We start from the raw sequence: 25,304 nt of genomic DNA, 5'->3' as shown, positions 1-25,304 counted from the left end.
TCGCGCCTCCTACCCCAGCCGTCTCGGCCCGGTGTCCGCTCGAGTGGGCACCGGGCCGATGCGTATCTGCGCGTTGAGGACCGCCGCGCCCTCCGGCGAGGCGAGGATGGGGTCGCACAGCACCTCACGCACCTCCGGGATGTCGTCGACGAGGGTCGAGATCCGCAGCAGAAGCTCGATGATCGCGGCCTTGTCCACCGCGGCCTCCCCCGCGTACCCGGACAGCAGCGGCGCCGATCGCGGCTCGTCGATCAGTTCGGCGGCGTCGGCCTCCGACAGCGGGATCGCGCGATAGCCGTGGTCGCCGAGCAGCTCGAAGGTGCGCCCGGAGAGCCCGAAGGACACCAGCGAACCGAACGACGGGTCGTCGCGCACCCGGATCACCGTGCCGACGCCCTTGGACGCCATCTTCTGCACGTGCAGCACCCGGTCGCCGGTGAGCTCGGTCAGCTCCGCGAAGGCGTTCACGACCGCCGTCGCGTCCGGCAGGTCGAGCCGGGCCCCCTCCCGGTCGAGACGACCGCGCCAGGTGGGTGAGGTCGCCTTGACGGCCACCGGGAAGCCGAGCGCACGGGCCGCTGCTGATGCCTCGTGCATTGTGGTGACCTCCCGGAACGGCACGACCTCGATGCCGTACCAGCGCAGGATCCGCGCGCTGTCGAGGTGTCCGAGAACCCGGTCGGCGTCGGCGTCGGTGGCGTCGCCGAGCGCTTCGCGCACGAACATCCGGGCGGCTTCCGGGTCGGTTCCGTCGGGACGCGCGACCACGGCCTCGGGCCGCAGGCGCCATCGGGCGTACTGCCAGGCCCGGGCGAGCGCCGTCGCCGCGCGTTCGGGGCTGGCATAGGACGGAATCGATCCGCGGTCGGGCAGACCGCCCGGTCCGGGCTTCTTCAGTCCCGGCGGGATGCCGTCGACCGCGAGGAAGGTCGTCACGATCGGCTTGGGCCCGTCGGCGTCGGGGGTGTTGGCCGCCGCCATCAGCGCGCGGGCGTGCCAATCGGCGTCGACGGCCACCGGGGGCACGAACACGACGAGGATGGCGTCGACCGTCGTGTCGGCCATCGCCGCCGAGACCGCCGACTCGAACTGCTCCTCGGACGCCCCGGCACCGAGGTCGATGGTGTCGAGGACGTCGAGGCCGCCGCTGCGGGCGGTGTCGGCGGCCAGGCTGCCGAGCACCGAGGAGTTGCCGATGATCCGCACCCGCGGCCCGCGTGGCAATGGCTGGAACGCGAAGACCGTTGCGCAGTCGAACAATTCGGGAATGGTGTCCACCTGGATCACGCCGGCCTGTTCGAGCACCATCCGGGCGATCTGATCGTCGAGTCCGGCCGCGCCGGAGCGTGCGGCCCGCACCGGCGTCAGGGCGCCTTTCCCGGATTTGACCGCGACGATCGGTTTGGATCGCGACACGCGCCGGGCGATCCGGGAGAACTTGCGCGGGTTTCCGAAACTCTCCAGGTACAGCAGCACCACGTCGGTGGCGGTGTCGGTGTCCCAGTACTGCAGCAGGTCGTTGCCGGAGACGTCGGCGCGGTTCCCCGCGGAGACGAAGGTCGACAAACCGATCTGACGCCGGGCCGCGGTGTCGAGGATCGCGATGCCCAGCGCACCGGATTGACAGAAGAAGCCGACCCGGCCCACCGCCGGGATACGTGGCGCCAGCGTGGCATTCAGTGCGACCGTCGGATCGTTGTTGGCCACCCCGAGAGCATTCGGACCGACCAGGCGCATGCCGTGTTCGCGCACCTGCTCGACGAGTCGGTGCTCGCTGGCCAGGCCTTGCGCACCGCTGTCGGCGAAACCGGAGGACACCACCACGAGGGTGCGCACCGCTTTCACCAGACAGTCGTCGAGCACGTCGGGAACCCGTTCGGCGGGTACCGCGACGACGGCGAGGTCGACCGGATCGGGTATGTCACGGACGGTTTCGTAGGCGCGAATGCCCCGCACCGACGGCGGCCGCTCGCGGGTGCGCCGGCCCGCCACGGACCCGCGGGAACCGGACGCGCCACCCGCCGCCGACGGTCGTGCGGTGCCATGATCGGCGGGGTCATCCCCCACGTCGGCCGCGTCGTCGGGACCGTGGCCGGGACCGTTCACCGGGAACACCGGACCGGTGAAGCCACCGGCGATGATGTTGGCCAGCAACGCGTTTCCGACCTTCTTGGGGTCATTCGACGCCCCGATGACCGCCACCGAGGTGGGCCGCAGGAGATTGGCCACACTGCGGGCCTCCGAGGCCCGTTCGCGCGCGTTGCGCACCGAGAGCATGGCCTCGGTGGGATCGATGAGGAACTCGACGTGCACGGTCGAGCCGTCGAAACTGCGTGACAGCTGATATCCGGCGTCGCGGAAGACGGCGACCATGTTCGGGTTCTCGCTGAGCACCTCGGCCTCGAAGCGGGTGAAACCGTTCTCGGCCGCCGCCCCCGCGAGGTGCTCCAGGAGGATCGGCCCGAGGCCCCGGCCCTGATGTTCGTCGGCGACGACGAAGGCGACCTCCGCCGACTCCGGTTTGCCGTCCATCGCGAGGCCCTCGTACAGGCCGACCGCGATGATCTCGCCGCCGAGGACCGCGACCAGCGCCACCCGGTGCTGATGATCCACCGTCGTCATGCGGGCGACCTCGCGTGGCGGCAGGGTCGGCGTCGGACCGAAGTAACGCATGTAGCGGGTGCGTTCGGAGAGACCGGCGTGGAAGGCGACGATCCGGTCGGCGTCGTCGGGCACGATAGGCCGCAGGTGCACGACGCCGCCGTCGGAGGCCAGGACGTCGGCGATCCAGTGCCGCGGGTAATCCCACGGTCCGCGCGGCTCGGGACGGTCCGCGACGGGGGCGGTGTGCTGCTCAGTCACGGGGATCCTCCGGGTCGAGTCCGTGCAGGGGGTACACGGCGCGCCGCGTGGCCAGGATGGCGCGGTCGGTCTGCCGCTGGGCGGAGGGGCTGATGCCCTCGGGCGGACTCTGTCCGGTGTCGCCGTCCCAGGCGACGAAGTCGGTGTCGCCACCGTCACCCATCACCCCGACCGGCGGCTGCGAGTAATCGCTGTACACGGTGGCGGCCACCTGTTCGGCTGTCTCACACCAGGATCGATCGATCGCACGGGTGACCTCGACCTCACGGTCCAGCGCCACCCCGATCAGATGCGACCAACTCCGCGGCACCACGTTGACCACGCCGTATCCCCCGCCGCCGACGGCGATCCAGCGTCCGTCGCAGTAGCGGTCGGCCATCTCCCGCATGGCGATCATCGCTGCCCGCTGGCCGTCGACGGTGAGCGCCAGATCGGTGAGCGGATCGGCGCGGTGACTGTCGGCGCCACACTGGCTGATCAGGATCTGCGGCCGGAACTCGGCGATCACCGACGGGACGACGGCATGAAACGCCCGTAGCCACAACCGGTCCGGGGTGTCGGGCATCAACGCGAGATTGACCGCGGACCCGGCGGCGTCGTCGTTGCCCACCTCGGTGGGCCAACCGGTACCCGGCCACAGGGTGGCCGGATGCTGGTGTACCGACACCGTCAGCACCCGCGGATCGTTCACGAAGGCCGCCTGCACGCCGTCGCCGTGATGGGCGTCGATGTCGATGTAGGCGATGCGGTCGAATCCGTTCTCCAGGAGCCAGTGGATGGCGACCGCGCAGTCGTTGTAGATGCAGAACCCGGCCGCGCGCGACCGCATGGCGTGGTGCATGCCGCCCCCGATGTTGACCGCCCGGTCCACCGAGCCGGAGGCCACTGCCCGCGCGGCGGCCACGGTGCCGCCCACCAGGAGCCGGGCGGCCTCGTGCATGCCGTCGAAGACCGGATTGTCGGCGTCACCGAGTCCGAAGAGTCGCTCGAGCAATGGACCCGACAACGATGCGGTACCCGACCCGACGGCACGGACCGCGTCGATGTAGTCGGCGCTGTGCACCACCTTGAGGACGTCGTCGTCGATCGCGCACGGCGGTTGCGGATCGATGCCCTCGAGAATGCCCAGGCTGCGTGCCAGGCTCATCGTCAGCGCCAGCCGCACCGGATTCATCGGGTGGGTGTCCGCCCACCGATAGGAGAGGAAGTCCTCGCTCCAGATGACGGTCGCACTCATCGCGTGCTCGTTCGATCGGTCACGACTCAAGGCTAGTGGTCTGTCTCGGAAATAGGTGGCCGGTATCCGGTGGAGCGACCGGTGTCTGGCAAGGCGGAGGAGAGAGCGATAGCGGCGCTACCGTGATCGACGACAACGCAGCCAGGCGCCGGTCGAACGCCGGAGACTGGTCACACATTTCCGAGACGGACCACCAGTGTCTCGTATCGGCGTCAGGGGCCCGGAATCCCGCGTACGGACCGGTGATCGCGCCACGCGGCCAATCCTTTTCCGCATGGGTGTCGGGACAACGGTTCGCGCCGCTGGTCAGGGTAGTCTTGGGAGGGACGAAAGGGACTGCGCACAGTGAACGATCTGGTTGACACCACCGAGATGTACTTGCGGACGATCTACGACCTCGAAGAGGAAGGCATCGTGCCATTGCGGGCACGTATCGCCGAGCGGCTGGAGCAGAGTGGACCGACGGTGTCACAGACGGTGGCCCGCATGGAACGCGACGGACTGCTCCGGGTGGCCGGTGACCGCCACCTCGAACTCACCGACAAGGGCCGGGGGCTCGCGATCGCGGTGATGCGCAAGCATCGTCTCGCCGAACGCCTGCTGGTCGACGTCATCGGGATGCCGTGGGACGAGGTCCACGAAGAGGCATGCCGCTGGGAGCACGTGATGAGCGAGAACGTCGAGCGTCGACTGCTCACCGTTCTCAAGAATCCGACGACCTCGCCCTACGGAAATCCGATCCCGGGCCTTGAGGCGCTCGGCGCCGAGCCGGTGACCAATGACGCCGCGACGACCCGGCTCTCCGATCTCCCGCAGGGTGACAAGGTCGCCGTCATCGTGCGGCGGCTGTCCGAGCACGCACAGTCCGACGCCGAGCTCATCGCGACGCTGCGGGAGGCCGGTGTGGTACCCAACGCGCGGGTGACGGTCACATGCAATCCCACCTCGGTCAGCATCGACACCCCCGGGCATGAGGGACTGTCGCTGTCCAACGAGATGGCGCATTCGGTTTTCGTCGAGAAGGTCTGAGTAATGTCCGGTGGGGACCACTAAGTCACCCCACTTCGCGCAGCGTCGGTTCCGGGATACGAACTCCCAGGTCCGACGCTGCGCGATAGGAATCGGCGATCATCTCCCATAGCATCTGCGGCCGCATCCCGGCCCGCAGCGCACTGTCGAGGAGTTGGGCGAAGTACCAGGTGGGTTCGGCGCTCAGGGCGGTGTCGAGCGCGACGCCCGCATATGCTCCCTCGCCGCCGATGTAGTGCAGATGCGCGAGCAACGTGGCCGCGCTCGCCCGCCCCCGCCCCCGAAGGCGCCTGGTCAGCTCGCGCCACAGCCGTTCGGCCCCGTCGCGCAGGTCGGTCACCGCGAGCGCCAGGGCGGCATCCCGTACCCGGAGGTCGGTGATCGCGCGTTCGAGGTTCTCGAGGGTGGCGCAGTCCAGTCGCGGCGCCACCGGTCCGGCACAGTCCACGATGAGCGCCAGCATGGCTTCTCGGTCGGCGGGGTCGCTCGGCTGGCGCTCATCATCGGATTCTGCGCGGTGATCTCCGCAGCCGGCGCAGCGCGGCGCCGGTTCCAACATCTGCTGCATCTCCGACCGGCTCGACAACAACCGCCGACCGGTACGCACAGCAGTGGCCACGGCGGTCGGGCACGTGTGCGGGTCGTCGAGCACACCGGAACCCGCGGTCGGGACGCGCACGAAACCGGAGACCGCACCGATGGGCCGCCAGACGATCAACCACGGTGTGCCGCAGACGAACTCGTTGGCCACGAAGCCGAACCGGAGACCGCCGACGTCGCCGAAGGCACGATCGATGATCGCCATCACGCGGCGGTATCGCGCATCGGACGGCTCGAATCGGTCGTCGGCGATGATCGCGATCATCTCGCCTACGCCATAAGCGCGACCGATCGTGCCCAGATTCTCGATGACGCGGATCAGCGACTCGTGTGGCCGGCCGCGCTCGTCGAGGACGAGATCGTGCCGCATCGTCGCGCGGATGGTGCGATCGGGTCCCACGGCGACGACGATGATGGATCGTTCCGGGACGAACCCGAGCAGGGCCGGGATGGCGGTCAGGAGGGCGGTGGCGTCGAGACGCGCGCCGGATGAGGTGGGTGACGGTGATGACATGTCGTCATCATCGGGTCGCCGAACCCCCGTTCCGGCCCGTCGGGCTCCGGGACCCCGGGGTTGTGCACAGGTGGGCGTGCGTCCACAGGTCAGCGGGCCCGCCGGGCCCGGGGTGCTCAGCCGAAGGCGGCAGCGATCGCCTTGTCGAACAGTCCGTCGAGGGCAGTGCCGGCCGCCGGCGGCAACGGACCCGAGGAGGGCCACCGGTACTCGACGTACACCCGGATACCGTCGCGTTCCCCGATGAGGGTGACGGTGCTGGTGATCAGCGCGTTCGGCGTGCCGCCGGTTTCCATGGTGCGTCGCAGCGCCAGGGTGGACACCCCATCGGGCGCCGGCGGCGCGGGCAGCACCTCGGCGCGGACCGTCGTGGCCGCCGTCGCGGTGCCGGTGGTCCACGTGGTGCACCCGTCGAGCTGTGCACGCAGTTCGTCGAGGGTGTGCTCGCCGGCGTAGGCCACCGCGGCCGTATACGTGGTGCGGTCCTGTCCGCCCGGACCGACCTGCACCACCGCCCCACCGGCGATCACCGGCGGTGGGGCGCACCGCTCGGGGAGCGCCGTGCGCGATGCCCCGGTGATGTCGGCGAGGGCGCCGGCGACGGCCGGGTCGGGAACGCGACTCGCAGTGCCGGCCGGGAAATCCTGTGCCGCGACGGCTCGACCGGCGAGGTCCGGCATCCCGGCGGTCGGCTGTCCGTCCGTCGAACACGCGGCCAGCAGCAGGCACATGCCCGCGGCCAGCGCCAGCGCCACCGGCGGTGCGCCTCGTCGGCGAGTACACCGTCGTGTGCCGCCGGCACGTCGCCGCCCGAACTGTCTGCTCACAACCGCCTACTGTGCCAAAGACCGCGGCCCGCGGGCCCGACCGACACTCCGGTGGCACACGACGGGAATCACCAGTGACCGCAGGTGGTTGTAGATCACGTCCGTCTCGCACGTCATGTCCCCGCTGCCACCGCCCAGAGAATGGGGTGATTGGCCCCCGGGCGGGTCTGTGCGGGACAATGAGATGCAGACGACTCGACCGGCCCGGCCGGGTCACCGACGTAATGCACCACCGAACGCCGAAAGGAGGGCGGAGATGGACGAGCGCCCACAGGGGGACGATCACCTCTACGAACTCGCCTTTCCGGCGCCCCAGCTCGGCAGCGGCGAGAGCGGCCCCGTCCTGATCCATGCACTCGAGGGATTCGCCGACGCCGGACACGCCGTCGCGCTGGCCGCCACACATCTACGGGACAGCCTGGATTCTCAACTCCTGGCCACCTTCAACTCCGACGAGCTGATGGATTACCGCTCCCGCCGCCCGACCATCACCTTCAGCGGCGAGACCTTCACCGAAGTCGCGATGCCCGAGCTCACCATGCACGCCATCCGGGACAACGCCGGCCGCGGTTTTCTGCTGCTGTCCGGGTCCGAGCCGGATCTGCGCTGGGAACAGTTCGTCGACGCCGTCCGGCGCCTGTCGGATCATTTCGGCGTGACCGACGTCGTCGGGCTCAACGCCATCCCGATGGCCGTGCCGCACACCCGGCCGCCGTCCATCACGGCGCACGGCAGCGACCCCGACGCCCTCGGTGACCTCCCGCGCTGGGGATCGGCCATGAAGCTCCCGGCAAGCGCGTCCATGCTGCTCGAGCTGCGGATGGGCCAGCACCATTACCGGGCCGCAGGTCTGTCGGTGCACGTGCCGCACTATCTGGCACAGACCAACTACCCCGCCGCCTCGGCTCGTCTGCTCGCAGCGGTCAGCGAACTCACAGGTCTCGACCTGCCGACCGCGGCGCTCGAGAGTGCCGCGGAAAAGGTTCGTGGTCAGATCGACAACGAGGTCTCCGGCAACGAGGAGATCGAGTCGGTGGTCGCGGCTCTCGAGACCCAGTACGACTCGTTCACCCAGGCGCAACAGGAGCGTGCCTCCCTGCTGGCCGCCGAGGAGGAACTGCCCAGCGGCGACGAACTCGGCGCCGAGCTCGAGCGTTTCCTCGCCGAGCAGATCCGGCAGGGCGGCGAGGACACCGACGGGCACAACAACCCCGGCGGTGACGGCTCCGGCGGTGACGGCCCGGGCGGGCACGGTGGTGTCGGGGGTCCCCCATCTCCGATGTGATCGGTACCCCGGCACCCGGCACGGTGCTGACCCCCGTCGCCGATGACGACGAAGCCCTGTCCCGGTTCACATCCTGGTGGACCGATCGTGGGCTCGAGCTGTACGAACATCAGGAAGAGTCGCTGCTCGAGCTGATCGCCGGCAGCCATGTCATCCTCGCCACCCCGACCGGCTCGGGTAAGTCGCTCGTCGCGGCGGGCGCGATCTACTTCGCCCGGTGCCGGGGTGAGCGTGCGTTCTACACCGCGCCCATCAAGGCACTGGTCAGCGAGAAATTCTTCGACCTGTGCGCCCTGTTCGGCGCCGACGAGGTCGGGCTGTTGACCGGCGACGCGGCCGTCAATCCCGATGCTCCCATCATCTGCGCGACGGCGGAGATCGTCGCGAACCTCGCCCTGGCCGACGGACCCGACAGCGACATCGGCACGCTGGTCGCCGACGAATTCCACTACTACGGCGAGTCCGATCGCGGCTGGGCATGGCAGGTCCCGCTCATCGAGCTCCCCCACACCCAGTTTTTACTGATGTCGGCAACCCTCGGCGACGTCACCTTCTTCGTCGACGACCTCCGGCGCCGCACCGGCCGGCCGACGGCCGCGATCACCGGCACCCACCGTCCGGTTCCCCTCGAACACTCCTACGCGATGACCCCGATCCACGAGACCATCTCCGATCTCGTGACCCGGGGCCGGGCGCCGGTGTACGTCGTGCACTTCACCCAGGCGGCCGCCGTCGAACGAGCCCAGGCCCTGCTGTCGGTACCGATCTGCGACAAGGAGGAACGCGCCGCCATCGCCGCCGCGATCGGTGACTTCCGGTTCCACACCGGCTTCGGTAACAGCCTGTCCAGGTTGGTGCGCGCAGGTATCGGTGTACACCACGCCGGCATGCTGCCGCGCTACCGCCGACTCGTGGAACGCCTTGCCCAACAAGGGTTGCTGCAGGTGATCGCCGGCACCGACACCCTCGGCGTCGGGATCAACGTGCCCATCCGGACGGTGTTGTTCGCGGGGCTCAGCAAGTACGACGGTCATCGGGTGCGCCGACTGCGGGCCCGCGAGTTCCACCAGATCGCCGGCCGCGCCGGCCGTGCGGGCTTCGATTCGATCGGCTACGTGGTGGCCCAGGCCCCCGAGCACGACGTGGAGAACGCACGTGCGCTGGCCAAGGCGGGCGATGACCCCAAGAAACTCCGCAAGATCGTCCGCAAGAAGCCGCCGGAGGGTTTCGTGTCGTGGGGCGAGAAGACGTTCACCGCGCTGATCGAGGCGCCCGACGAACCGCTGCGGTCGCACTTCCGGATGACCATCGCGATGCTCCTCGAAGTGCTCGCACGGCCCGGCGACTGCTTCGCGGCGCTGCGTCATCTACTCGAGACCAATCACGAACCCCGCGATCGGCAGCTCCGGCACATCCGGCACACCATCGCTCTGTACCGCGGACTGCGGGACGCCGGGATCGTGGTGGCCCTACCCGAACCCGACGACGCCGGCCGTCACGTGGCCCTGAGCGTGGACATGCCGGCGAACTTCGCTCTCACCAATCCGCTGTCCGCGTTCGCTCTCGCCGCCTTCGAGATCCTCGACCCGGACTCTCCCCATCACACCCTCGAGGTGGTCTCGGTGCTCGAATCGACTCTCGAGGACCCGCGTCCGGTGTTGCTCGCCCAACGAAAAGTGGCGCGCGACAAGGCGATCGCGGAGATGAAGGCCGACGGTGTGGAGTATGAGGAACGGATGGCGCGACTCGAGGAGATCACCTGGCCGCAACCCCTGGCCGAGGAGATCGGCTACGCCTTCGAGGTGTACCGGGCCGGACATCCGTGGGTGGGTGCCACACCCCCGTCACCCAAGTCGGTCCTGCGCGAGATGCTCGAACGGGCGATGACCTTCACCGAGTTCATCTCCTCCTACGGACTCGCCCGCAGCGAAGGTGTGGTGCTGCGCTACCTCTCGGACTGCTATCGCGTTCTGCGACAAGGAATCCCGACCTCGGTACTCACCGACGAGCTGACCGAGGTCATTGCGCACCTCGGCACGATGGTACGTGAGGTGGACTCCAGCCTCGTCGACGAGTGGGAAGCCCTTGCCGCCCAGTCGTCCTCGCCGGCCGCGTCCGCCGGGGACTGACCCTGCGAGATCTGAACCTGCAGGATCGGAGACTGACGAGACCTCAGTCCGGCGAGAGCACGAAAGCGCGGTCAGCTCACCGCTTCCCGACGGACGTCACACCCAGCCGCGACCACTTCGGCGATGATGGCGGCCAATTCGCGGTAGGCCTCCTCCCGTCGTGCCGAGGCCCGGAAGACCAGCCCGATCCGACGTCCCGGCCGCGGGTTGGCGAAGGTCGCGGTCGCCAGCCCCCCGCTCGCCGTTTCCGATGCCACAGCCGTCTGCGGTATCAGTGTGACGCCCAGACCGCCGGTCACACAGTGCACCGCCGTCGCCAGCGACGCCGCGCGGGTGTGCCCCAGGTCGGGTCGTATGCCGGCCAGGCGGCACACCTCGAGCGCCTGATCCCGCAGACAATGCCCCTCGTCCAACAGCAACAGTGGCAGATCGGCGAGCGCGGCCGGGTCCACCCGACGACGACCGGCCAGCTGATGGTCGGCCGGCAGCGCCAGCACGAAATCCTCGCTGTACATGGGGATCTCGACCATGCCCGGCACCTCGGCGGGCAGCGCGAGCACCGCGACATCGAGACTGCCCTCGCGTAGCTGCTCGACGAGTCGCGCGGTCTGATCCTCGACGACGCGCAGGCTGAGTTCCGGACGCCGCTCGGCAAGCCCGCGTAACACCGTCGGCAACACGTAGGGTGCGACGGTGGGGATCAGACCGAGGCGCAGGGTCCCGCTCAGCGCGCCGCCCCCACCGCTCGCCTCGGCCACGAAGGCGTCGATCGCCTCGATGGCGGCCATCGCCTGCGGCAACAACCGCTGCCCCTCCGGTGTGACGAAGACGCGTCGTGTGGTGCGCTCGATCAGGGTCACCCCGAGACCGGCCTCGAGGGCCGCGAGTGCCTGCGAGAGCGAGGGCTGGCTCACCCCCAGATCCGCTGCAGCCGTTCCGAAGTGGAGTCGGCGAGCCAGTGCCACGAAGGCACGGATACCGGCCGGTGACGGTTGATAAGTTCGATCGGTCATGCCTATGAGTGTAGTGCTACTCATCACGTTTCGCTTTAGCCCAGATTCCGGCACGATGGTGCATGTCAGGAACACGTAACGATTTCGCGCGCGTGACGACCAACACATGCAAGGAGCGAAAACCCATGGCACTGCTCACCATCGGAGATCAATTCCCGGCCTACAACCTCACGGCCGTGATCGGCGGGGATCTCTCGAAAGTGAATGCATCCCAGCCCGACGACTACTTCACCACCGTCTCCAGTGACGACCATCCCGGCAAGTGGCGCATCATCTTCTTCTGGCCCAAGGACTTCACCTTCGTGTGCCCCACCGAGATCGCTGCTTTCGGCAAGCTCAACGACGAATTCGCCGATCGTGACGCACAGGTGCTCGGCGCATCGGTGGACAACGAGTTCGTCCACTTCCAGTGGCGGGCCCAGCACGAGGACCTCAAGACGCTGCCGTTCCCGATGCTGTCGGACCTCAAGCGTGAACTCGCCTCTGCGGCAGGTGTCCTCAACGCCGACGGGGTGGCCGACCGCGCCACCTTCATCGTCGACCCCAACAACGAGATCCAGTTCGTCTCGGTGACCGCCGGATCGGTCGGCCGCAACGTCGACGAGGTCCTGCGCGTCCTCGACGCCCTGCAGTCCGACGAGCTGTGCGCCTGCAACTGGCGCAAGGGCGACCCCACCATCGACGCAGGTGAGCTTCTCACCGCGAGCGTCTGAGGAAGGAACACATGAGTATCGACAATCTCAAGGAAGCACTTCCCGAGTACGCCAAGGACCTCAAGCTCAATCTCTCCTCGATCAGCCGGACCACCGCGCTGACCGAGGAGCAGCTGTGGGGCGCCCTGCTGGCCACCGCCGCCGCCACCCGTAATGCCAAGGTGCTCAGCGAGATCGCCGACGAGGCAGCCGACACCCTGTCGGCGCAGACCTACAACGCCGCGCTCGGCGCCGCGTCGATCATGGGAATGAACAACGTCTTCTACCGCGGCCGCGGCTTCCTCGACGGCCGCTACGACGATCTGCGCCCGGGTCTGCGGATGAACATCATCGGCAACCCGGGGGTGGACAAGGCGCTGTTCGAGTTGTGGTCCTTCGCCGTGTCCTCGATCAACGGCTGCGGCCACTGCGTGGCCGCGCACGAGAACACGCTGCGTGAAGCCGGTGTCGACCGGGAGGCGATCCTCGAGGCTCTCAAGGTCGCCTCGATCGTCGCCGGTGTCGCCCAGGCGCTCACCACCACCGAGGTGCTCGCCGGCGTGTGAGGGATCCTTCCTCGTAGCTTTCGCGCTGCCCGCCGACCCCGATGCCCCGGTCCTCGCCTGTCGAGGGCCGGGGCATCGTCGTCGGTCGACCCGGTGCTGCCACCGGTGTCCGCCGGCCGATGGACACCCGTGCGCCGCAGTACAATGCGACACTTGGACGATCGCTGGGAAGCGGCGCCGCTGCAGGGAGAGGATGGCACTGTGAATCAGCCCTACGATCCGCATGATCCGCGCCGGCCCCAGGGCAGCCCGCCAGGCGGCCCGCAAGACCCGTATGGCTCGCCGTCGTGGCCGCAACAACCGGACCCGTACGGGCAGACGGCGGCCGGGCCGATCACTCCGCAGCCCGGGCAGGCCGGTTACGGTACCGACCCGTACGGCGGCCCCACGTTCGGCGGTCAACCACCGTACGGCAGCCAGCCACCGTACGGCAGCCAGCCACCGTATGGCGGTCAGCCGCCGCATGGTGGCCAGTCGCCGTATGGTGGTCAGCCTGCCGGCACCAACGGCCTCGCGATCGCCGCGCTCATCGCGGCCTTCATCGTCGCGCCGGTCGGGATCGTCCTCGGTCACTTCTCCCTCTCGGAGATCCGCCGTAACCACCAGCAGGGCCGGCCGGTTGCGATCACGGCTCTCGTCATCGGGTATCTGTTCACCGTCGTGGGAGTGGTGGCCGCTGTCCTCGTGGTGACCGGCACCTTCGGCTCGAACAACGACGAAACGACAACCGCGGCAGGCGAATCGACGACCACCGAGACCACGACCACCGAGACGACCGAGACCACGACCACCGAGACCACCACGACGTCACCGACGTACTCCTACCCGTCGACCACCGAGTCGGGGGTGACCACGCCACCCGGCTACTCGCCCGATCCGACGGACACCATCGCCAACGAGATCCGCACCACCGACGTGGGGGCCTGCATCCACCGGGAGGCCAACGGGAGTCAGCTCACCACCTTCTATCGCACGGCGTGCGATTCGAGCGCGGCCACCGACCGTGTCTACCGGCGCACCGACAACACCGGCGACTGCGACGGCAACTGGGTGCAGATCGGGCCGTCCGCCTACTACTCCGGCACCGTCGTCCTGTGTCTGAACCGGCTCTGAGTCGCTGCCCCGCTCAGCCGGCGGCGCGCCCGCTCAGGGCTGCCCGCATCCGGTCGGCCAGCTCGCCGACCTCCTCGGTGGTCATCACGAAGGCCGGGGAGATCTGAAGCGCGCCCTGCCCGGCCGCGCGGCCGCTCACCCCGTGCTCACGTAGGCGCGAGATCATGCCGACGGCGGCGGTCGGATCGGCGAGTTGCACCGCCGAGACCGCACCGAGTCCGGTCCGTACCTCACTCACCGAGTCCAGTTCGGCGAGCGGCGCGAGAGCCGCGGCGAGATCGGACTCGAGCCGGTCCGCCTCGGCGAGGAGCCCTTCGCGCTCGATGATGTCGAGGTTGGCCATCGCGCCCGCGGCGGCACCCGCGTGGCCGCCGTAGGTGTACCCGTGCCGCCACCAGACGCCGCCGGAGAAGAACGGCTCGGCGATGTGCGGGGCGATGAACACCGCACCCATCGGCACATACCCGGACGTGAGTCCCTTGGCGGTGGTCATCATGTCCGGTTCCAGCCCGAACCGCGACGAGGCGAACCACGATTCGCCACCGATGCGGCCGAAGCCGGTCACCACCTCGTCGGCGACGAAGAGAACGTCGTGCTCGCGGCAGATGTCGCGCACCTCGCGCAGATATCCCTCCGGGGGAAGGTAGATACCGCCCGCGCCGATGATCGGCTCGCAGAAGAACGCGGCGATCCGCTCGGCCCCCAGTCGCTCGATCAGTCCGAGCAGGCTCTTCGCGTTGTCCCACTCGACGGTCTCCGCCGACGGCATCAGCTCGCCGTACCCCTCGCGGTTGAGCGGGATACCGGCCAGCGCGGTACCCGCCACATGCATTCCGTGGTAGGCCTTGGTGCGGCCGACGATGATCTCCTTCTCCGGCCGACCTCGTTCGTGCCAGTACCGGCGGGCCAGTTTGGCCGCGCTGTCCACCGAGTCGCTGCCGCCCGAGGTGAAGAACACCTTGCTGCCGGGCACCGGCGCGATCTGGGCCAGACGTTCGGCGAGTTCGAGCGTCACGTCGGAGGTGAAATCGCCGAAACCGGAATAGTGGGCCAGCCGGGACAGCTGATCGGCCACCGCGGTTCCGATCTCGGTGCGTCCGTGACCGACGTTGGTGAACCACAGTCCGGCCGTCGCATCGAGATACCGATTGCCGTCCCGATCCCAGATCCGGGTCCCCTCGCCGCGGACCACGACGAACGGTCCACTGCCGGACACCGCACCCATGTCGGCGAAACCATGCCACAACGCGTCAGCCATGCCCACATCATGCCGGAGCACCGGTCCGGGTGCCGCCACCACACCACGAATGCGGGCCTCACTATCCTGGACACTCATGTCCGCCGACCGCACCGATCCCGCCCATCGCGATGATGCGGCCGAGCTCAGATCGTCGATGGCGACGCTGACGATCTCCGACGAGCACCGTCTGCGCCGACGCCTCGACAAGCTCGTCGGCTCGGACAAACCCACCGCCTCGGCCGGCGAGTCCCCTGACAGCGAACCCTGGCGGCGCCTGCGAGCCGATGTGGCCGCAGCACACCGCCGCGTGGCGAAGCGCACGGCATCCGTCCCCACCCTCACCTTTCCACCGGAGCTGCCGGTCTCGGCGGCACGCACCGAGATCGCCGAGGCCATCCGGGACCACCAGGTGGTGGTGATCGCGGGCGAGACCGGCTCGGGCAAGACCACCCAGCTGCCCAAGATCTGCCTGGGGCTCGGCCGTGGTGTCCGCGGAATGATCGGACACACCCAGCCACGTCGGATCGCGGCGAGTTCCGTCGCGCGCCGCATCGCCGACGAGACCGAGACGACACTCGGGGATGTCGTCGGATATTCGGTGCGGTTCACCGACCGCTCAAGCGCCGACTCCCTGATCCGGGTGATGACCGATGGCATCCTGCTCCGCGAGATCGGCACGGATCCGCTGCTGCGTCGCTACGACACCCTGATCATCGACGAGGCCCACGAACGCAGTCTGAACATCGACTTCATCCTCGGCTATCTGCGCCGGCTGCTACCCCGTCGCCCCGACCTCAAGGTCATCATCACCTCGGCCACCATCGAACCCGAGCGGTTCGCCCGGCATTTCAGCACACCGGCCGGCGAGGTCCCGATCCTCGAGGTCTCCGGACGCACCTATCCCGTCGACGTCCGGTACCGGGCCCTGACGTTGCGTGAGAGCCCCGACCACGGCGACGACCTCGGCGGCGGCGAACACGCCGATCTCGATCTGTTCCAGGGCATCGACGCCGCCATCGACGAGCTGTGGTCGACCGGGCGCGGTGACGTCCTCGTGTTCCTGCCCACCGAACGTGACATCCGCGACGCCGCGGATACCTTGCGTCGCAGAGCATCCGCGGGTGCCGAGATCGTGCCGCTGTACGCGCGGCTGTCGGTGGCCGATCAGCAGCGCGTGTTCGCGCCGTCGGACGGCCGGCGCATCGTCCTGGCCACCAACGTCGCCGAGACCTCGGTGACCGTGCCGGGAATCCGCTATGTCGTGGATTCCGGGACCGCCCGCATCAGCCGCTACTCGACCCGCACCAAGGTCAATCGCCTTCCGATCGAACCGATCTCACAGGCCAGCGCCCGCCAGCGCGCCGGCCGCTGCGGCCGGGTGGCGCCGGGTATCTGCATCCGGCTCTACAGCGAAGAGGACTTCGACGCCCGCCCGGCCTTCACCGACCCGGAGATCCTGCGCACCAATCTGGCCGCGGTGATCCTGCAGATGACCTCGCTGCGCCTCGGCGACATCGCCGACTTCCCCTTTGTCGCCCCCCCCGACCCGCGGGCGATCCGCGACGGTATCGCCGTGCTGACCGAACTCGGCGCCATCGAGATGCCGGATGGACAGAGCGGTCTGCCCCGGCTCACCGCGGTCGGACGCTCGATGGCCCGCCTGCCCGTCGACCCGCGGATCGCCCGCATGCTCATCGCGGGCCACGAACTCGGCTGTCTCGATCATCTCGTCGTGCTCGCCGCGGCCCTCTCGCTGCCCGACGTCCGCGAACGCCCATCCGACCACCGTGAGGCGGCCGATGCCGCGCACCGGCGTTTCGCGGTACCCAACTCGGATTTCCTGTCCTACCTCGAATTGTGGTCGTATCTCGAAGAGAAGCGAACCGAATTGTCCGGCAATCAGTTCCGCCGGATGTGTGAACGTGAGTACCTGCATTACCTGCGTATCCGGGAGTGGCGCGACCTCACCCGGCAGCTGCGGGAGATCGTCGGCAACCTCGACTGGTCGACCGCGCGCACCGAACGCGACGCCGACGCGATCCACCGGGCCGTCCTCTCCGGCCTCCTGAGCAACATCGCCGCCCGCAACGCCGAGGGACGCGAGTTCACCGGCGCGCGCAACACCACCCTGATGATCTTTCCCGGCTCGGGGCTGGCCAAGAAGCCGCCATCGTTCCTCATGGCGGCCGAGATTCTGGAGACCTCACGGCTTTTCGCGCACACCGTCGCCGGCATCGATCCGCTGTGGGCCGAGAAACTCGCCGGTCCGCTCGCCAAGCGCACCTACAGCGAGCCGCACTGGTCGGCGCGGCGCGGCGCGGCGATGGCCTACGAGCGGGTGACGCTCTACGGGGTGCCGTTGGTGGCCCGGCGTCGTGTGGACTACGGGCGCATCGATCCGGAGACGTCGCGAGAACTGTTCCTCCGGCATGCTCTCGTCGAGGGCGACTGGCACACCCAGCACGCCTTCTTCGCCCGCAATCGCGCTCTGCTCGAGGCGGCGGCCGACGTCGAACACAAGGTTCGCCGAAAGGGTTTGGTGATCACCGAGGATCAGCTCTTCGACTTCTACGATCAGCGGGTGGGTGCCGAGGTCACCTCGGCCCGCCACTTCGACACCTGGTGGAAGAAGACGCGGCGAACACAGCCGGACCTGCTCGATCTGACCCCCGACGACGTGGTCACCGACATCGCCGTCGCCGACACGGACTTCCCCGGCGCCTGGCAGCAGGGAGACACCCGATTCGAGTTGCGCTACCGGTTCGATCCCACCGCCGCCGACGACGGGGTCACCGTGGTCATCCCCGAACCGCTTCTCGCCCATGTCCGTTCGGCCGGATTCGACTGGTCGGTGCCCGGCTTTCGGTCCGAGCTCGCCACCGCCCTGGTCAAGACCCTGCCGAAACACCTGCGCAAGTCGATGTCACCCGCCCAACGTTTCGCCGACCTCGCGCTGTCGCGGCTCACTCCCCGCGCCGAACCGATCATCACCGGCCTGTCCCGCGAACTGTCCGCGATCACCTCGATGACCGTGTCGGCGGGCGACTTCGACACCGATCGCCTACCGGCGCACCTTCGAGTGCACTTCGCACTCGCCGATGCCTCCGGAAGGATCGTGGACACCGACGACTCCCTGGCCGATCTGCAACACCGACACTCGGATACCGACTCCCACCGAGCACCGCAGCGCCAGGTGTACACCGCCTGGACCTCGGACGGCATCGGCACGCTCGGCGACCACACACGGATGCGGGTCGCGGGCCAGCAACTCACCCGCTATCCCGCACTCGAATCGGTGCTCGATGCGCAGGGACGTGCCCGGGGCGTCACCCGGACCGACGCGTCGAACCCCGAATCGCGGGACCGGCTGGTGGGCGGGGCCGTCACCACCCTGCTCGAGATCGCGATACCGCCACTGACGAAGAAGATCGTCGGCGGCCTCGACGCCGGGGGGCGACTCGCGTTGAGCCAGAGCCCATATCGGCACGGCGAGGACCTGTTCGCCGACTGCACCCGCCGCGCCATCCGTGATCTCGCGGCGCAGCGTCCCGCCATCGCCGCGATCCGCACCCCGGAGGATTTTCACGCACTGCGTGACGAACTGCGTCCGCTGGTGTCCACCGCGGCCCCCGAGTACTTCGCGCTGGCCGTCGACGCCCTGCGTGCCGTTGCACCATTACGCACGCTCATCGACCGGCATGCCGGATCGGTGGCCGCCGACGACGTCGCCGAGCAACTCGACCATCTGATCTTCGACGGCTTCGTCCGCGCCACCCCGCGACGTCACCTCGCTGAACTCGGTCGCTATCTGCTGGGTGCGCAGACCCGGCTCGAGGGCCTGCCGGCATCTGCCGACCGGGACCGGGCCGGCGTGGCCATCATCGATCGCGTGACGCAGCGCTGGAATCAGCGCCTGGCCCAGGTTCCCGAGAACCGGCGCGACGCGGTCAACGAGGAAGCCCAATGGCTCGTCGAGGAATTGCGGGTCGGTGTCTTCGCCCAGCGGCTCGGCACCGCATATCCGGTATCCGAGAAGCGCGCGCTACGAACTCTGGACCGACTCGGCTGACACCGGATCGGGATGCGCCGAGGCGTCCTGCGCCGAGTCGGCCGTGCGGCCTTGCAGATCGTCGATCTCGCGCTGGAAGTCGTCGAGCGAGTCGAAGGAGCGATACACCGACGCAAACCGCAGGTACGCCACCTCGTCGAGGTCCCGCAGCGGTCCGAGGATCGCCAAACCCACCTCGTTACTGGGGATCTCGGCCGAGCCACTGGCCCGTACGGCGTCCTCCACCTGCTGTGCCAGCTGAGCGAGGTCGTCGTCGCCGACCTCACGGCCCTGACATGCCCGCCGAACCCCGCGCATCACCTTCTCGCGACTGAACGGCTCGGTGACACCGTTGCGTTTGACCACCGCGAGCACCGCACTCTCGACCGTCGAGAACCGGCGACCGCATTCGGCGCATGCGCGGCGCCGCCGGATCGCCTGCCCCTCGTCGGCGACACGTGAGTCGATGACCTTGGTGTCCTCGTTCTTGCAGAAGGGGCAGCGCATCTGTTCCTCACGCCTGTCGCGGGACGCGCCGGCACATGCGATGCGCACGCCGGGTCGGTTCCCGACCGGTCCCTGTGTCATCGAGGATACCGCCCGTCGATCAACGGTATGCGGGGGTGAGCAGCGGCTGCCCGACCCGAAGTCCGCTGGACGGCATGTCATTCAGCTCGACGATCTCGTCGATGACCGTCTGACGCGGCATGTCCGGGGCCACCCGGGCGGCGATGCTGCTCAACGAATCCCCGGCCCGCACGTGGACGACCTGCGTGCTGACCGGTTGCGGGGACACCGAATCGGCGTAGTTGTTGCCGACGATGCCGATCACCCAGACGGTCACCGCGAGCGCCACCCCGACGAGGACGCCGACCGCGGTGGCACGCCGACGGGCGTGGATACCGCTGATGGGCGTGCGCCCGCCGCGATGCCCGACGGGCTGAGCGCACCGTGTGCCGCCCGCACCGACTCCTGCCGCGGTCAGGTCCGCGGGCCGGTCGGTGCGCCCCGCCGGACGGCGGGTGCGCCCCGCCGCGTCCGGCGCCGGCCGGGCGGTTCGACGCGGGGTGCTGCGCGGGTGGGTGGCCGGACGCCGGCTGGTCGGATCAGGCGTCGTGACACTCGGTGCGGACGGTGTCCGCAGGGGAACATCAGGACGAGTAGCGCGCTCGACTCGCGACGAACCGACGGTGCGCGGGCTCATGGTGGCGATGCTCATGGTGGCCTCCGAACTCGGGATCGTCCCTGGTGGGACGACCATCTGGGATGGTCTGTCGGCAGTCATCGGACCCGTGATCGACGTCGCCCACGTGTTCGATGAACTGATGTTCGAGTTGTACCACGCGCCTCCGACAATGTCTCGCGACACGTCGAACAGATGTTTGAAGATGTCCGAACACTCCGCTAGGCTCGGCCACAGACAGCGAAACGGAGACCGGCGACATTCAGATCAGCGCGATGGACACCAGTCAGAAGCCCGCCGACGAAGAGCACAGCCACACCCTGCCGGCCGGTACCGACAAATGGCCGCCCCCGGCGGTCCACCACCGGCATGTCATCCCGCCGCACCGCGGCGGCCAGAGAGAGGAATCAACCAGATGAGCGACTCACGGCCGAAGCGCACCGGCGCCCGCGGCGCCGATCGCGATCAGGACACCACCCCCGCCGATCCGATCGTCGCCGAGGCGTCGCTGACCCCGCGTCAGCGGGGGGTGCTCGACGTGATCCGAAAGTCCGTGCGCGAGCGCGGATATCCGCCGAGCATCCGCGAGATCGGCGACGCGGTGGGCCTCACGTCCACTTCCTCGGTGGCGCATCAGTTGCGCACCCTCGAGCGCAAGGGCCTGCTCAAGCGGGACCACAACCGCCCGCGCGCGGTCAACGTCCAGGAATCCGAGCCCGCACCGTCGGCCGAGAACCTGCCCACACCGACGTTCGTACCCGTCCTCGGGCGGATCGCCGCCGGTGGACCGATCCTCGCCGAGGAGGCCGTCGAAGATGTCTTCCCGCTCCCGCGTGAGCTCGTCGGGGACGGATCCCTGTTCCTGCTGCGCGTGGTGGGCGAGTCGATGATCGACGCCGCCATCTGCGACGGGGACTGGGTGGTCGTGCGTCAGCAGAACGTCGCCGACAACGGCGACATCGTCGCCGCCATGATCGACGGCGAGGCCACGGTGAAGACCTTCAAGCGCAAGGACGGCCACATCTGGCTGATGCCGCACAACGAGCACTTCCAGCCGATCCCCGGCGACGACGCCGCCATTCTCGGCAAGGTCGTCACGGTCATGCGCCGCGTGTAGATCCGACGCAGTTCACCTCGCGCGGGTCTGATCGGTCACACCGGTCAGACCGCGGTCGCGTGCCGTGTCGCGGCGGCGTCGAGCACCTCGGCCGCGGCCGCACGCGCATCGCCGGGGTCGGCGGTGGCCAGCGCGGCCGCGGCCGCCGCGCGGCAATCGTCCAGGGTGACCTCGGCCAATCGTGCGCCCACGCCGGCTGCGGCGACCGGCGCGCTCGACAGGGAGGTCACCCCGAGTCCGGTGAGCACGCATGCCAGGTTCGGGTCGGCGGCGGCCTCGCCGCAGACCCCCACCGACTTGCCGAGCTCCTGACCGGCGGTCGCGACACTCTCGATGAGTTTGAGTACGGCCGGTTGCCAGGGATCGGTCAGGGCGGCGAGGTCGGCCGACATCCGGTCGGCGGCCATCGTGTACTGCGTCAGATCGTTGGTGCCGATCGACACGAAGTCCACCTCGGCCAGGATGGCGTGGGCCAGGATGGCCGCTGCCGGGATCTCCACCATCACGCCGGGCACCATGCCCCGGCCGCGAACCTCCGCGGCAAAGGCCGCCGCCTCCCGGGGACTAGCGATCATCGGTGCCATCACCCACGGCGTGGTGTTGAGTGCGGCCGCTGCCTGGGCGATGGCATCGAGCTGGTGGGCGCGAATGTCGGGATTCTCGATCGCGATGCGGTCGCCGCGCACACCGAGGGCGGGATTCGCCTCGTCCTTGTGGTTGACGAACTTCAGTGGCTTGTCCGAACCGGCGTCGAGACTGCGCACCACCACCTTCTTGCCGGCGAAGGCCTCGAGCACCTCACCGTAGATGCGGGCCTGCTCGTCCACCGAGGGCTCATCGGCGCGGTCGAGAAAGGCGAGTTCGGTGCGGAACAGCCCGATTCCCTCGACCGGATATTTCGTGGCCGTGCGGGCCGATGCCCCGTCGGCGACGTTGGCCAGGACCGAGACCTCGTGTCCGTCCGCGGTCCGGCCGGGGCCCTGCCATCCCGACACCGCCTGCGCATGCCGTCTACTCGCCTCGACCTGAGCGCGTGCCGAGGCCTCGTCGGGCTCGATAGCCAGGGTGCCGCGGTTGCCGTCGACCAGGACGGGGGTACCGGCCTGAACCTCGGAGAGACCGGAAACGGCCACCACACAGGGGATTCCGAGCTGACGAGCGATGATGGCGGTGTGGCTGGTCGGTCCGCCGAAGCGGGTGACGAGTGCGACGGTGGTCGACGGATCGAGTCCTGCGGTGTCCGCGGGCGCGAGGTCGTCGGCCAGCAGAACCGACGGCTCGGTGGGTTCCGGGACCCCCGGCTCGGGCAGCCCGAGCAGTTCGGCGAGAACGCGGTCTCGCACGTCGTTGAGGTCGGTGACGCGTTCGGCCATCAACCCGCCGAGCTTGGTGAACATGGTCGCGAACTGCTCGGTGGCCGCGGCCGCCGCAGCGGGTGCCGTTGCGCCCTTGCGGATCAATCCGGATGCCGCGCCGATCCAGCCGCGGTCCTCGGCGAGGCCGGCGGTGGCCGCCAGCACCTCCGCCGCCGCGCCGGAACTATGTGACGCTCGGTCGCGCAGGCGTCCCGCGACGACGCCGGCGGCGTCGGTGAACCGTCCGATCTCCGATTCCCGATCGGCCTCGGCGACCTCGGTGCCCACGCCCAGGGTCTCCGGGTCGTGGGACGGCCGCTCACCCGGCCAGATGGCCGGCCCATAGGCCAACCCTCCGACGACCGGTGTGCCCTGCAATGTCGACCCCGCCAGTGTCTCGGTCACTGAGGACCCCTCTCGATCGTCGTCTCGTCCGGCGCGCCGTGCCGGCGCCTCATACGACCTCCCGGTCGCGTGTGCACAACAGGCCGGCGCGTCCCATCCAGGTGATCACGGTCGCGCCGGTGGCGACCACCCGGTCGTGTGTGACTGGTGCTCGCCGATTTCAACGCCCGTGATCAAAGTTACAAGAAATGCTTGACTTGTCAACGCAAACAGGCGTAAACAAAGATGAACCCACAAGCAATGCCACACTTTCCCACGCAATCGAAGTTCCAACACACATCGAAGTTCCCACACAATCGAAGCCAGAGCGCAGACGGTTCCAGCACAGATCGGAGCGGTGTTGTACGCCGAAGAACGACAGCAGGCGATAGCCGAGCAGGTGCGCGCCAACGGCCGTGCGTCGGTCGCCGCGCTGGCCACCAGATTCGAGGTCACCAGTGAGACGGTGCGCCGCGACCTCGCCGCCCTCGAACGCGCCGGACACCTGCAACGGGTCCACGGCGGAGCGGTCCGCGCCGGCGTGATGCGGGTCATCGGGGAACGCGGCATCGACGAGCGCGAGGTCACCCAGACCGACGAGAAGGCAGCGATCGGGCGCACTGCGGTTCGGTTCCTGCCACCCGACGGCGGGTCGGTGTTCTTCGATGCCGGCACCACCACCTACCAGGCCGCGGTCGCCCTCCCCCGTGACCGTCGGCTCACCCTCATCACCAACAGCCTGCCGATCGCGAGTCTGCTGGCCGCCCAGAACTCGGCGAGTCTGCACGCCATCGGCGGGCGTGTGCGCGGGCTGACGCAAGCCACCGTGGGAGCTGAGACCGTCGCGGCCCTCGAGCGGCTGCGGGTGTCGACCGCCTTCGTCGGCGCCAACGGCATCAGCGAGGCACATGGCCTCTCGACGCCGGATCCCGACGAGGCGGCGGTCAAGTCGGCGATGGTGCGGGTCGCCCAGCGGGTCGTGGTGCTCGCCGACTCGTCGAAGATGAACCGCGAGGACCTGTCCGGGTTCGCCGACCTCGACGACGTCGACGTGCTGATCACCGATTCCGGGGTCGACCCCACCTTCTCGGCGGCGCTCTCGGCCCGCGGGATCGATGTGGTGATCGCATGATCCTCACCGTCACACCCAATCCCAGCCTCGACCGCACGCTGGAGATGCCCAGTCGTCTCGAGCGCGGCGAGGTCCAGCGGGCCACCGCGACCCGGTCCGAGGCGGGCGGGAAGGGCATCAATGTCTCCCGCGTGATCGCGGAGGCCGGAATCGCCACTCGCGCACTGCTTCCCGCACGCGACGGCGACCCGCTGCTGCGTGCCCTCGACGCGGTGGACCTGCCGTATGAGACGGTCGCCGTCGACGGCGAGATCCGTTCCAACATCACCATCGCCGAACCCGACGGCACCACCACCAAACTCAACGCCCCCGGGCAGCAACTCACCGACGCACAGCTGGTCGCATTCACCGACCTCGTCGAGCGCCATGCCGCCGGTGCGAGCTGGGTGACCCTGTGCGGATCGTTGCCACCCGGTATGCCGGTGGACTGGTATCGACGCCTCGTCGACGGCCTCGCCGACGTCGGTTGCCGTATCGCCGTGGACACCTCCGGGGCCCCGCTACATGCCGCGGCCCTCGGGCGGGTGGATCTCCTCAAGCCCAACGAGGATGAGCTCGCCGAAGTGACCGGAGCCGACGCCGCCGCGCTGCGCAGGTCGGCCGCCGAGGGTCGATTCGGGCCCATCGTCGACGCCGCCCGCAGCATCGTCGACCGCACCGGCGGTGCCGTACTCGCGACGCTCGGCGCGACCGGCGCGATCCTGACCACCCCCGACGGGTCGTGGTTCGCCACCCCGCCGCCGATCGTCCCGCGCAGCACCGTCGGCGCGGGCGACTCGTCGCTGGCCGGCTACCTGATCGCGCAGAGCCGCGATCTGTCGGCACCCGAACGTCTGCGTAGTGCCGTCGCCTACGGCTCGGCGGCGGCTGCGCTCGCCGGGACGCAGGCTCCCACTCCCGACCAGCTCGATCTGGCCGGCGTGCGGATCACCGAGCTGACCGGAGCCACCCGAGTGACCTGACGCACGCGCACGGACC

At 69.0% G+C, this 25,304-nt stretch carries 19 protein-coding genes; 10 read left to right on the top strand and 9 right to left on the bottom strand.

Features of this window, described 5'->3' with window-relative positions:
* Positions 1–9: 9 nt before the first annotated feature.
* Together GBRO_RS11100 and GBRO_RS11095 are read right to left on the bottom strand one after the other, a co-directional pair.
* Positions 10–2,862, bottom strand: a complete 2,853-nt coding sequence (locus GBRO_RS11100; RefSeq protein WP_012834040.1) for a bifunctional acetate--CoA ligase family protein/GNAT family N-acetyltransferase — start codon at positions 2,860–2,862, stop codon at positions 10–12.
* On the bottom strand, positions 2,855–4,099 hold the full coding sequence (locus GBRO_RS11095) for an acetoin utilization protein AcuC (RefSeq protein WP_012834039.1): 1,245 nt from the start codon (positions 4,097–4,099) through the stop codon (positions 2,855–2,857). The genes GBRO_RS11100 and GBRO_RS11095 overlap by 8 nt, the downstream gene beginning before the upstream one ends.
* A gap of 345 nt (positions 4,100–4,444) precedes the next feature.
* On the opposite strand from GBRO_RS11095, the gene GBRO_RS11090 reads away from it, so the two are divergent.
* The gene (locus GBRO_RS11090) at positions 4,445–5,128 is read left to right on the top strand and encodes a metal-dependent transcriptional regulator (RefSeq protein ID WP_012834038.1); all 684 of its coding nucleotides are present in this window, start codon (positions 4,445–4,447) and stop codon (positions 5,126–5,128) included.
* Between the two features lie 25 nt (positions 5,129–5,153).
* On the opposite strand, the gene GBRO_RS11085 is transcribed toward GBRO_RS11090, so the two are convergent.
* Complete coding sequence (locus tag GBRO_RS11085; RefSeq protein ID WP_012834037.1) at positions 5,154–6,242, bottom strand: DUF4192 domain-containing protein; 1,089 nt, start codon at positions 6,240–6,242, stop codon at positions 5,154–5,156.
* A gap of 116 nt (positions 6,243–6,358) precedes the next feature.
* A complete protein-coding gene (locus tag GBRO_RS11080) occupies positions 6,359–7,069 on the bottom strand; it encodes a hypothetical protein (protein WP_223374026.1) in 711 nt (236 codons plus the stop codon).
* Positions 7,070–7,325: 256 nt separating this feature from the next.
* Here GBRO_RS11080 and GBRO_RS11075 point away from each other — a divergent pair, with 256 nt between their 5' ends.
* The gene (locus GBRO_RS11075) at positions 7,326–8,354 is read left to right on the top strand and encodes a PAC2 family protein (protein WP_012834035.1); all 1,029 of its coding nucleotides are present in this window, start codon (positions 7,326–7,328) and stop codon (positions 8,352–8,354) included.
* A complete protein-coding gene (locus tag GBRO_RS11070) occupies positions 8,351–10,483 on the top strand; it encodes a DEAD/DEAH box helicase (protein WP_012834034.1) in 2,133 nt (710 codons plus the stop codon). The genes GBRO_RS11075 and GBRO_RS11070 overlap by 4 nt, the downstream gene beginning before the upstream one ends.
* Positions 10,484–10,554: 71 nt before the next feature.
* Here GBRO_RS11070 and GBRO_RS11065 read toward each other — a convergent pair whose 3' ends face one another.
* On the bottom strand, positions 10,555–11,496 hold the full coding sequence (locus GBRO_RS11065) for a hydrogen peroxide-inducible genes activator (RefSeq protein WP_012834033.1): 942 nt from the start codon (positions 11,494–11,496) through the stop codon (positions 10,555–10,557).
* 125 nt (positions 11,497–11,621) lie between these two features.
* Between GBRO_RS11065 and GBRO_RS11060 the strand changes: the two genes are divergently transcribed.
* The 3 genes from GBRO_RS11060 (at position 11,622) to GBRO_RS26945 (ending at position 13,867) form a co-directional block, all read left to right on the top strand.
* Positions 11,622–12,209 carry a peroxiredoxin gene (locus tag GBRO_RS11060; protein ID WP_012834032.1) on the top strand — a complete coding sequence of 196 codons (588 nt, stop codon included), beginning with the start codon at positions 11,622–11,624 and terminating at the stop codon, positions 12,207–12,209.
* 11 nt (positions 12,210–12,220) lie between these two features.
* Entirely contained in the window at positions 12,221–12,754 is a 534-nt protein-coding gene (locus tag GBRO_RS11055) for a carboxymuconolactone decarboxylase family protein (protein WP_012834031.1), read from the top strand.
* 153 nt (positions 12,755–12,907) lie between these two features.
* On the top strand, positions 12,908–13,867 hold the full coding sequence (locus tag GBRO_RS26945; RefSeq protein ID WP_223374024.1) for a DUF4190 domain-containing protein: 960 nt from the start codon (positions 12,908–12,910) through the stop codon (positions 13,865–13,867).
* A gap of 13 nt (positions 13,868–13,880) precedes the next feature.
* Here GBRO_RS26945 and GBRO_RS11045 read toward each other — a convergent pair whose 3' ends face one another.
* Positions 13,881–15,125, bottom strand: coding sequence for an aminotransferase family protein (locus GBRO_RS11045; RefSeq protein WP_012834029.1), 1,245 nt, complete (start codon positions 15,123–15,125; stop codon positions 13,881–13,883).
* A gap of 76 nt (positions 15,126–15,201) precedes the next feature.
* Here GBRO_RS11045 and hrpA point away from each other — a divergent pair, with 76 nt between their 5' ends.
* Complete coding sequence (gene hrpA, locus GBRO_RS11040; RefSeq protein ID WP_012834028.1) at positions 15,202–19,176, top strand: ATP-dependent RNA helicase HrpA; 3,975 nt, start codon at positions 15,202–15,204, stop codon at positions 19,174–19,176.
* Here the strand turns inward: hrpA and nrdR are convergent.
* The gene (nrdR, locus tag GBRO_RS11035) at positions 19,150–19,662 is read right to left on the bottom strand and encodes a transcriptional regulator NrdR (protein ID WP_012834027.1); all 513 of its coding nucleotides are present in this window, start codon (positions 19,660–19,662) and stop codon (positions 19,150–19,152) included. The two genes, hrpA and nrdR, sit on opposite strands and share 27 nt — an antisense overlap.
* Positions 19,663–19,762: 100 nt before the next feature.
* Complete coding sequence (locus GBRO_RS11030) at positions 19,763–20,374, bottom strand: LysM peptidoglycan-binding domain-containing protein (RefSeq protein ID WP_012834026.1); 612 nt, start codon at positions 20,372–20,374, stop codon at positions 19,763–19,765.
* 379 nt (positions 20,375–20,753) lie between these two features.
* Here GBRO_RS11030 and lexA point away from each other — a divergent pair, with 379 nt between their 5' ends.
* The gene (lexA, locus tag GBRO_RS11025; RefSeq protein WP_012834024.1) at positions 20,754–21,455 is read left to right on the top strand and encodes a transcriptional repressor LexA; all 702 of its coding nucleotides are present in this window, start codon (positions 20,754–20,756) and stop codon (positions 21,453–21,455) included.
* Positions 21,456–21,499: 44 nt separating this feature from the next.
* Here lexA and GBRO_RS11020 read toward each other — a convergent pair whose 3' ends face one another.
* The gene (locus GBRO_RS11020) at positions 21,500–23,215 is read right to left on the bottom strand and encodes a putative PEP-binding protein (RefSeq protein WP_012834023.1); all 1,716 of its coding nucleotides are present in this window, start codon (positions 23,213–23,215) and stop codon (positions 21,500–21,502) included.
* Between the two features lie 340 nt (positions 23,216–23,555).
* Here GBRO_RS11020 and GBRO_RS11015 point away from each other — a divergent pair, with 340 nt between their 5' ends.
* Together GBRO_RS11015 and GBRO_RS11010 are read left to right on the top strand one after the other, a co-directional pair.
* Positions 23,556–24,326 carry a DeoR/GlpR family DNA-binding transcription regulator gene (locus tag GBRO_RS11015; protein ID WP_012834022.1) on the top strand — a complete coding sequence of 257 codons (771 nt, stop codon included), beginning with the start codon at positions 23,556–23,558 and terminating at the stop codon, positions 24,324–24,326.
* Positions 24,323–25,288, top strand: a complete 966-nt coding sequence (locus tag GBRO_RS11010; protein ID WP_012834021.1) for a 1-phosphofructokinase family hexose kinase — start codon at positions 24,323–24,325, stop codon at positions 25,286–25,288. Before GBRO_RS11015 ends, GBRO_RS11010 begins: the two co-directional genes overlap by 4 nt.
* Positions 25,289–25,304: the final 16 nt, after the last annotated feature.

It is taken from the genome of Gordonia bronchialis DSM 43247, assembly GCF_000024785.1.
Lineage (GTDB): Bacteria > Actinomycetota > Actinomycetes > Mycobacteriales > Mycobacteriaceae > Gordonia > Gordonia bronchialis.
This window is presented reverse-complemented; position numbering and strand designations above follow the sequence as displayed.

What these genes read in the sequence shown, in the direction of transcription:
- GBRO_RS11075 (WP_012834035.1), top strand. Translation starts at nt 7,326, where the DNA reads ATGGACGAGCGCCCACAGGGGGACGATCACCTCTACGAACTCGCCTTT.
- lexA (WP_012834024.1), top strand. Translation starts at nt 20,754, where the DNA reads ATGAGCGACTCACGGCCGAAGCGCACCGGCGCCCGCGGCGCCGATCGC.
- GBRO_RS11095 (WP_012834039.1), bottom strand. Translation starts at nt 4,099, where the DNA reads ATGAGTGCGACCGTCATCTGGAGCGAGGACTTCCTCTCCTATCGGTGG.
- GBRO_RS11045 (WP_012834029.1), bottom strand. Translation starts at nt 15,125, where the DNA reads ATGGCTGACGCGTTGTGGCATGGTTTCGCCGACATGGGTGCGGTGTCC.
- hrpA (WP_012834028.1), top strand. Translation starts at nt 15,202, where the DNA reads ATGTCCGCCGACCGCACCGATCCCGCCCATCGCGATGATGCGGCCGAG.
- nrdR (WP_012834027.1), bottom strand. Translation starts at nt 19,662, where the DNA reads ATGCGCTGCCCCTTCTGCAAGAACGAGGACACCAAGGTCATCGACTCA.
- GBRO_RS11085 (WP_012834037.1), bottom strand. Translation starts at nt 6,242, where the DNA reads ATGTCATCACCGTCACCCACCTCATCCGGCGCGCGTCTCGACGCCACC.
- GBRO_RS11010 (WP_012834021.1), top strand. Translation starts at nt 24,323, where the DNA reads ATGATCCTCACCGTCACACCCAATCCCAGCCTCGACCGCACGCTGGAG.
- GBRO_RS11060 (WP_012834032.1), top strand. Translation starts at nt 11,622, where the DNA reads ATGGCACTGCTCACCATCGGAGATCAATTCCCGGCCTACAACCTCACG.
- GBRO_RS11065 (WP_012834033.1), bottom strand. Translation starts at nt 11,496, where the DNA reads ATGACCGATCGAACTTATCAACCGTCACCGGCCGGTATCCGTGCCTTC.
- GBRO_RS11055 (WP_012834031.1), top strand. Translation starts at nt 12,221, where the DNA reads ATGAGTATCGACAATCTCAAGGAAGCACTTCCCGAGTACGCCAAGGAC.
- GBRO_RS11030 (WP_012834026.1), bottom strand. Translation starts at nt 20,374, where the DNA reads ATGAGCATCGCCACCATGAGCCCGCGCACCGTCGGTTCGTCGCGAGTC.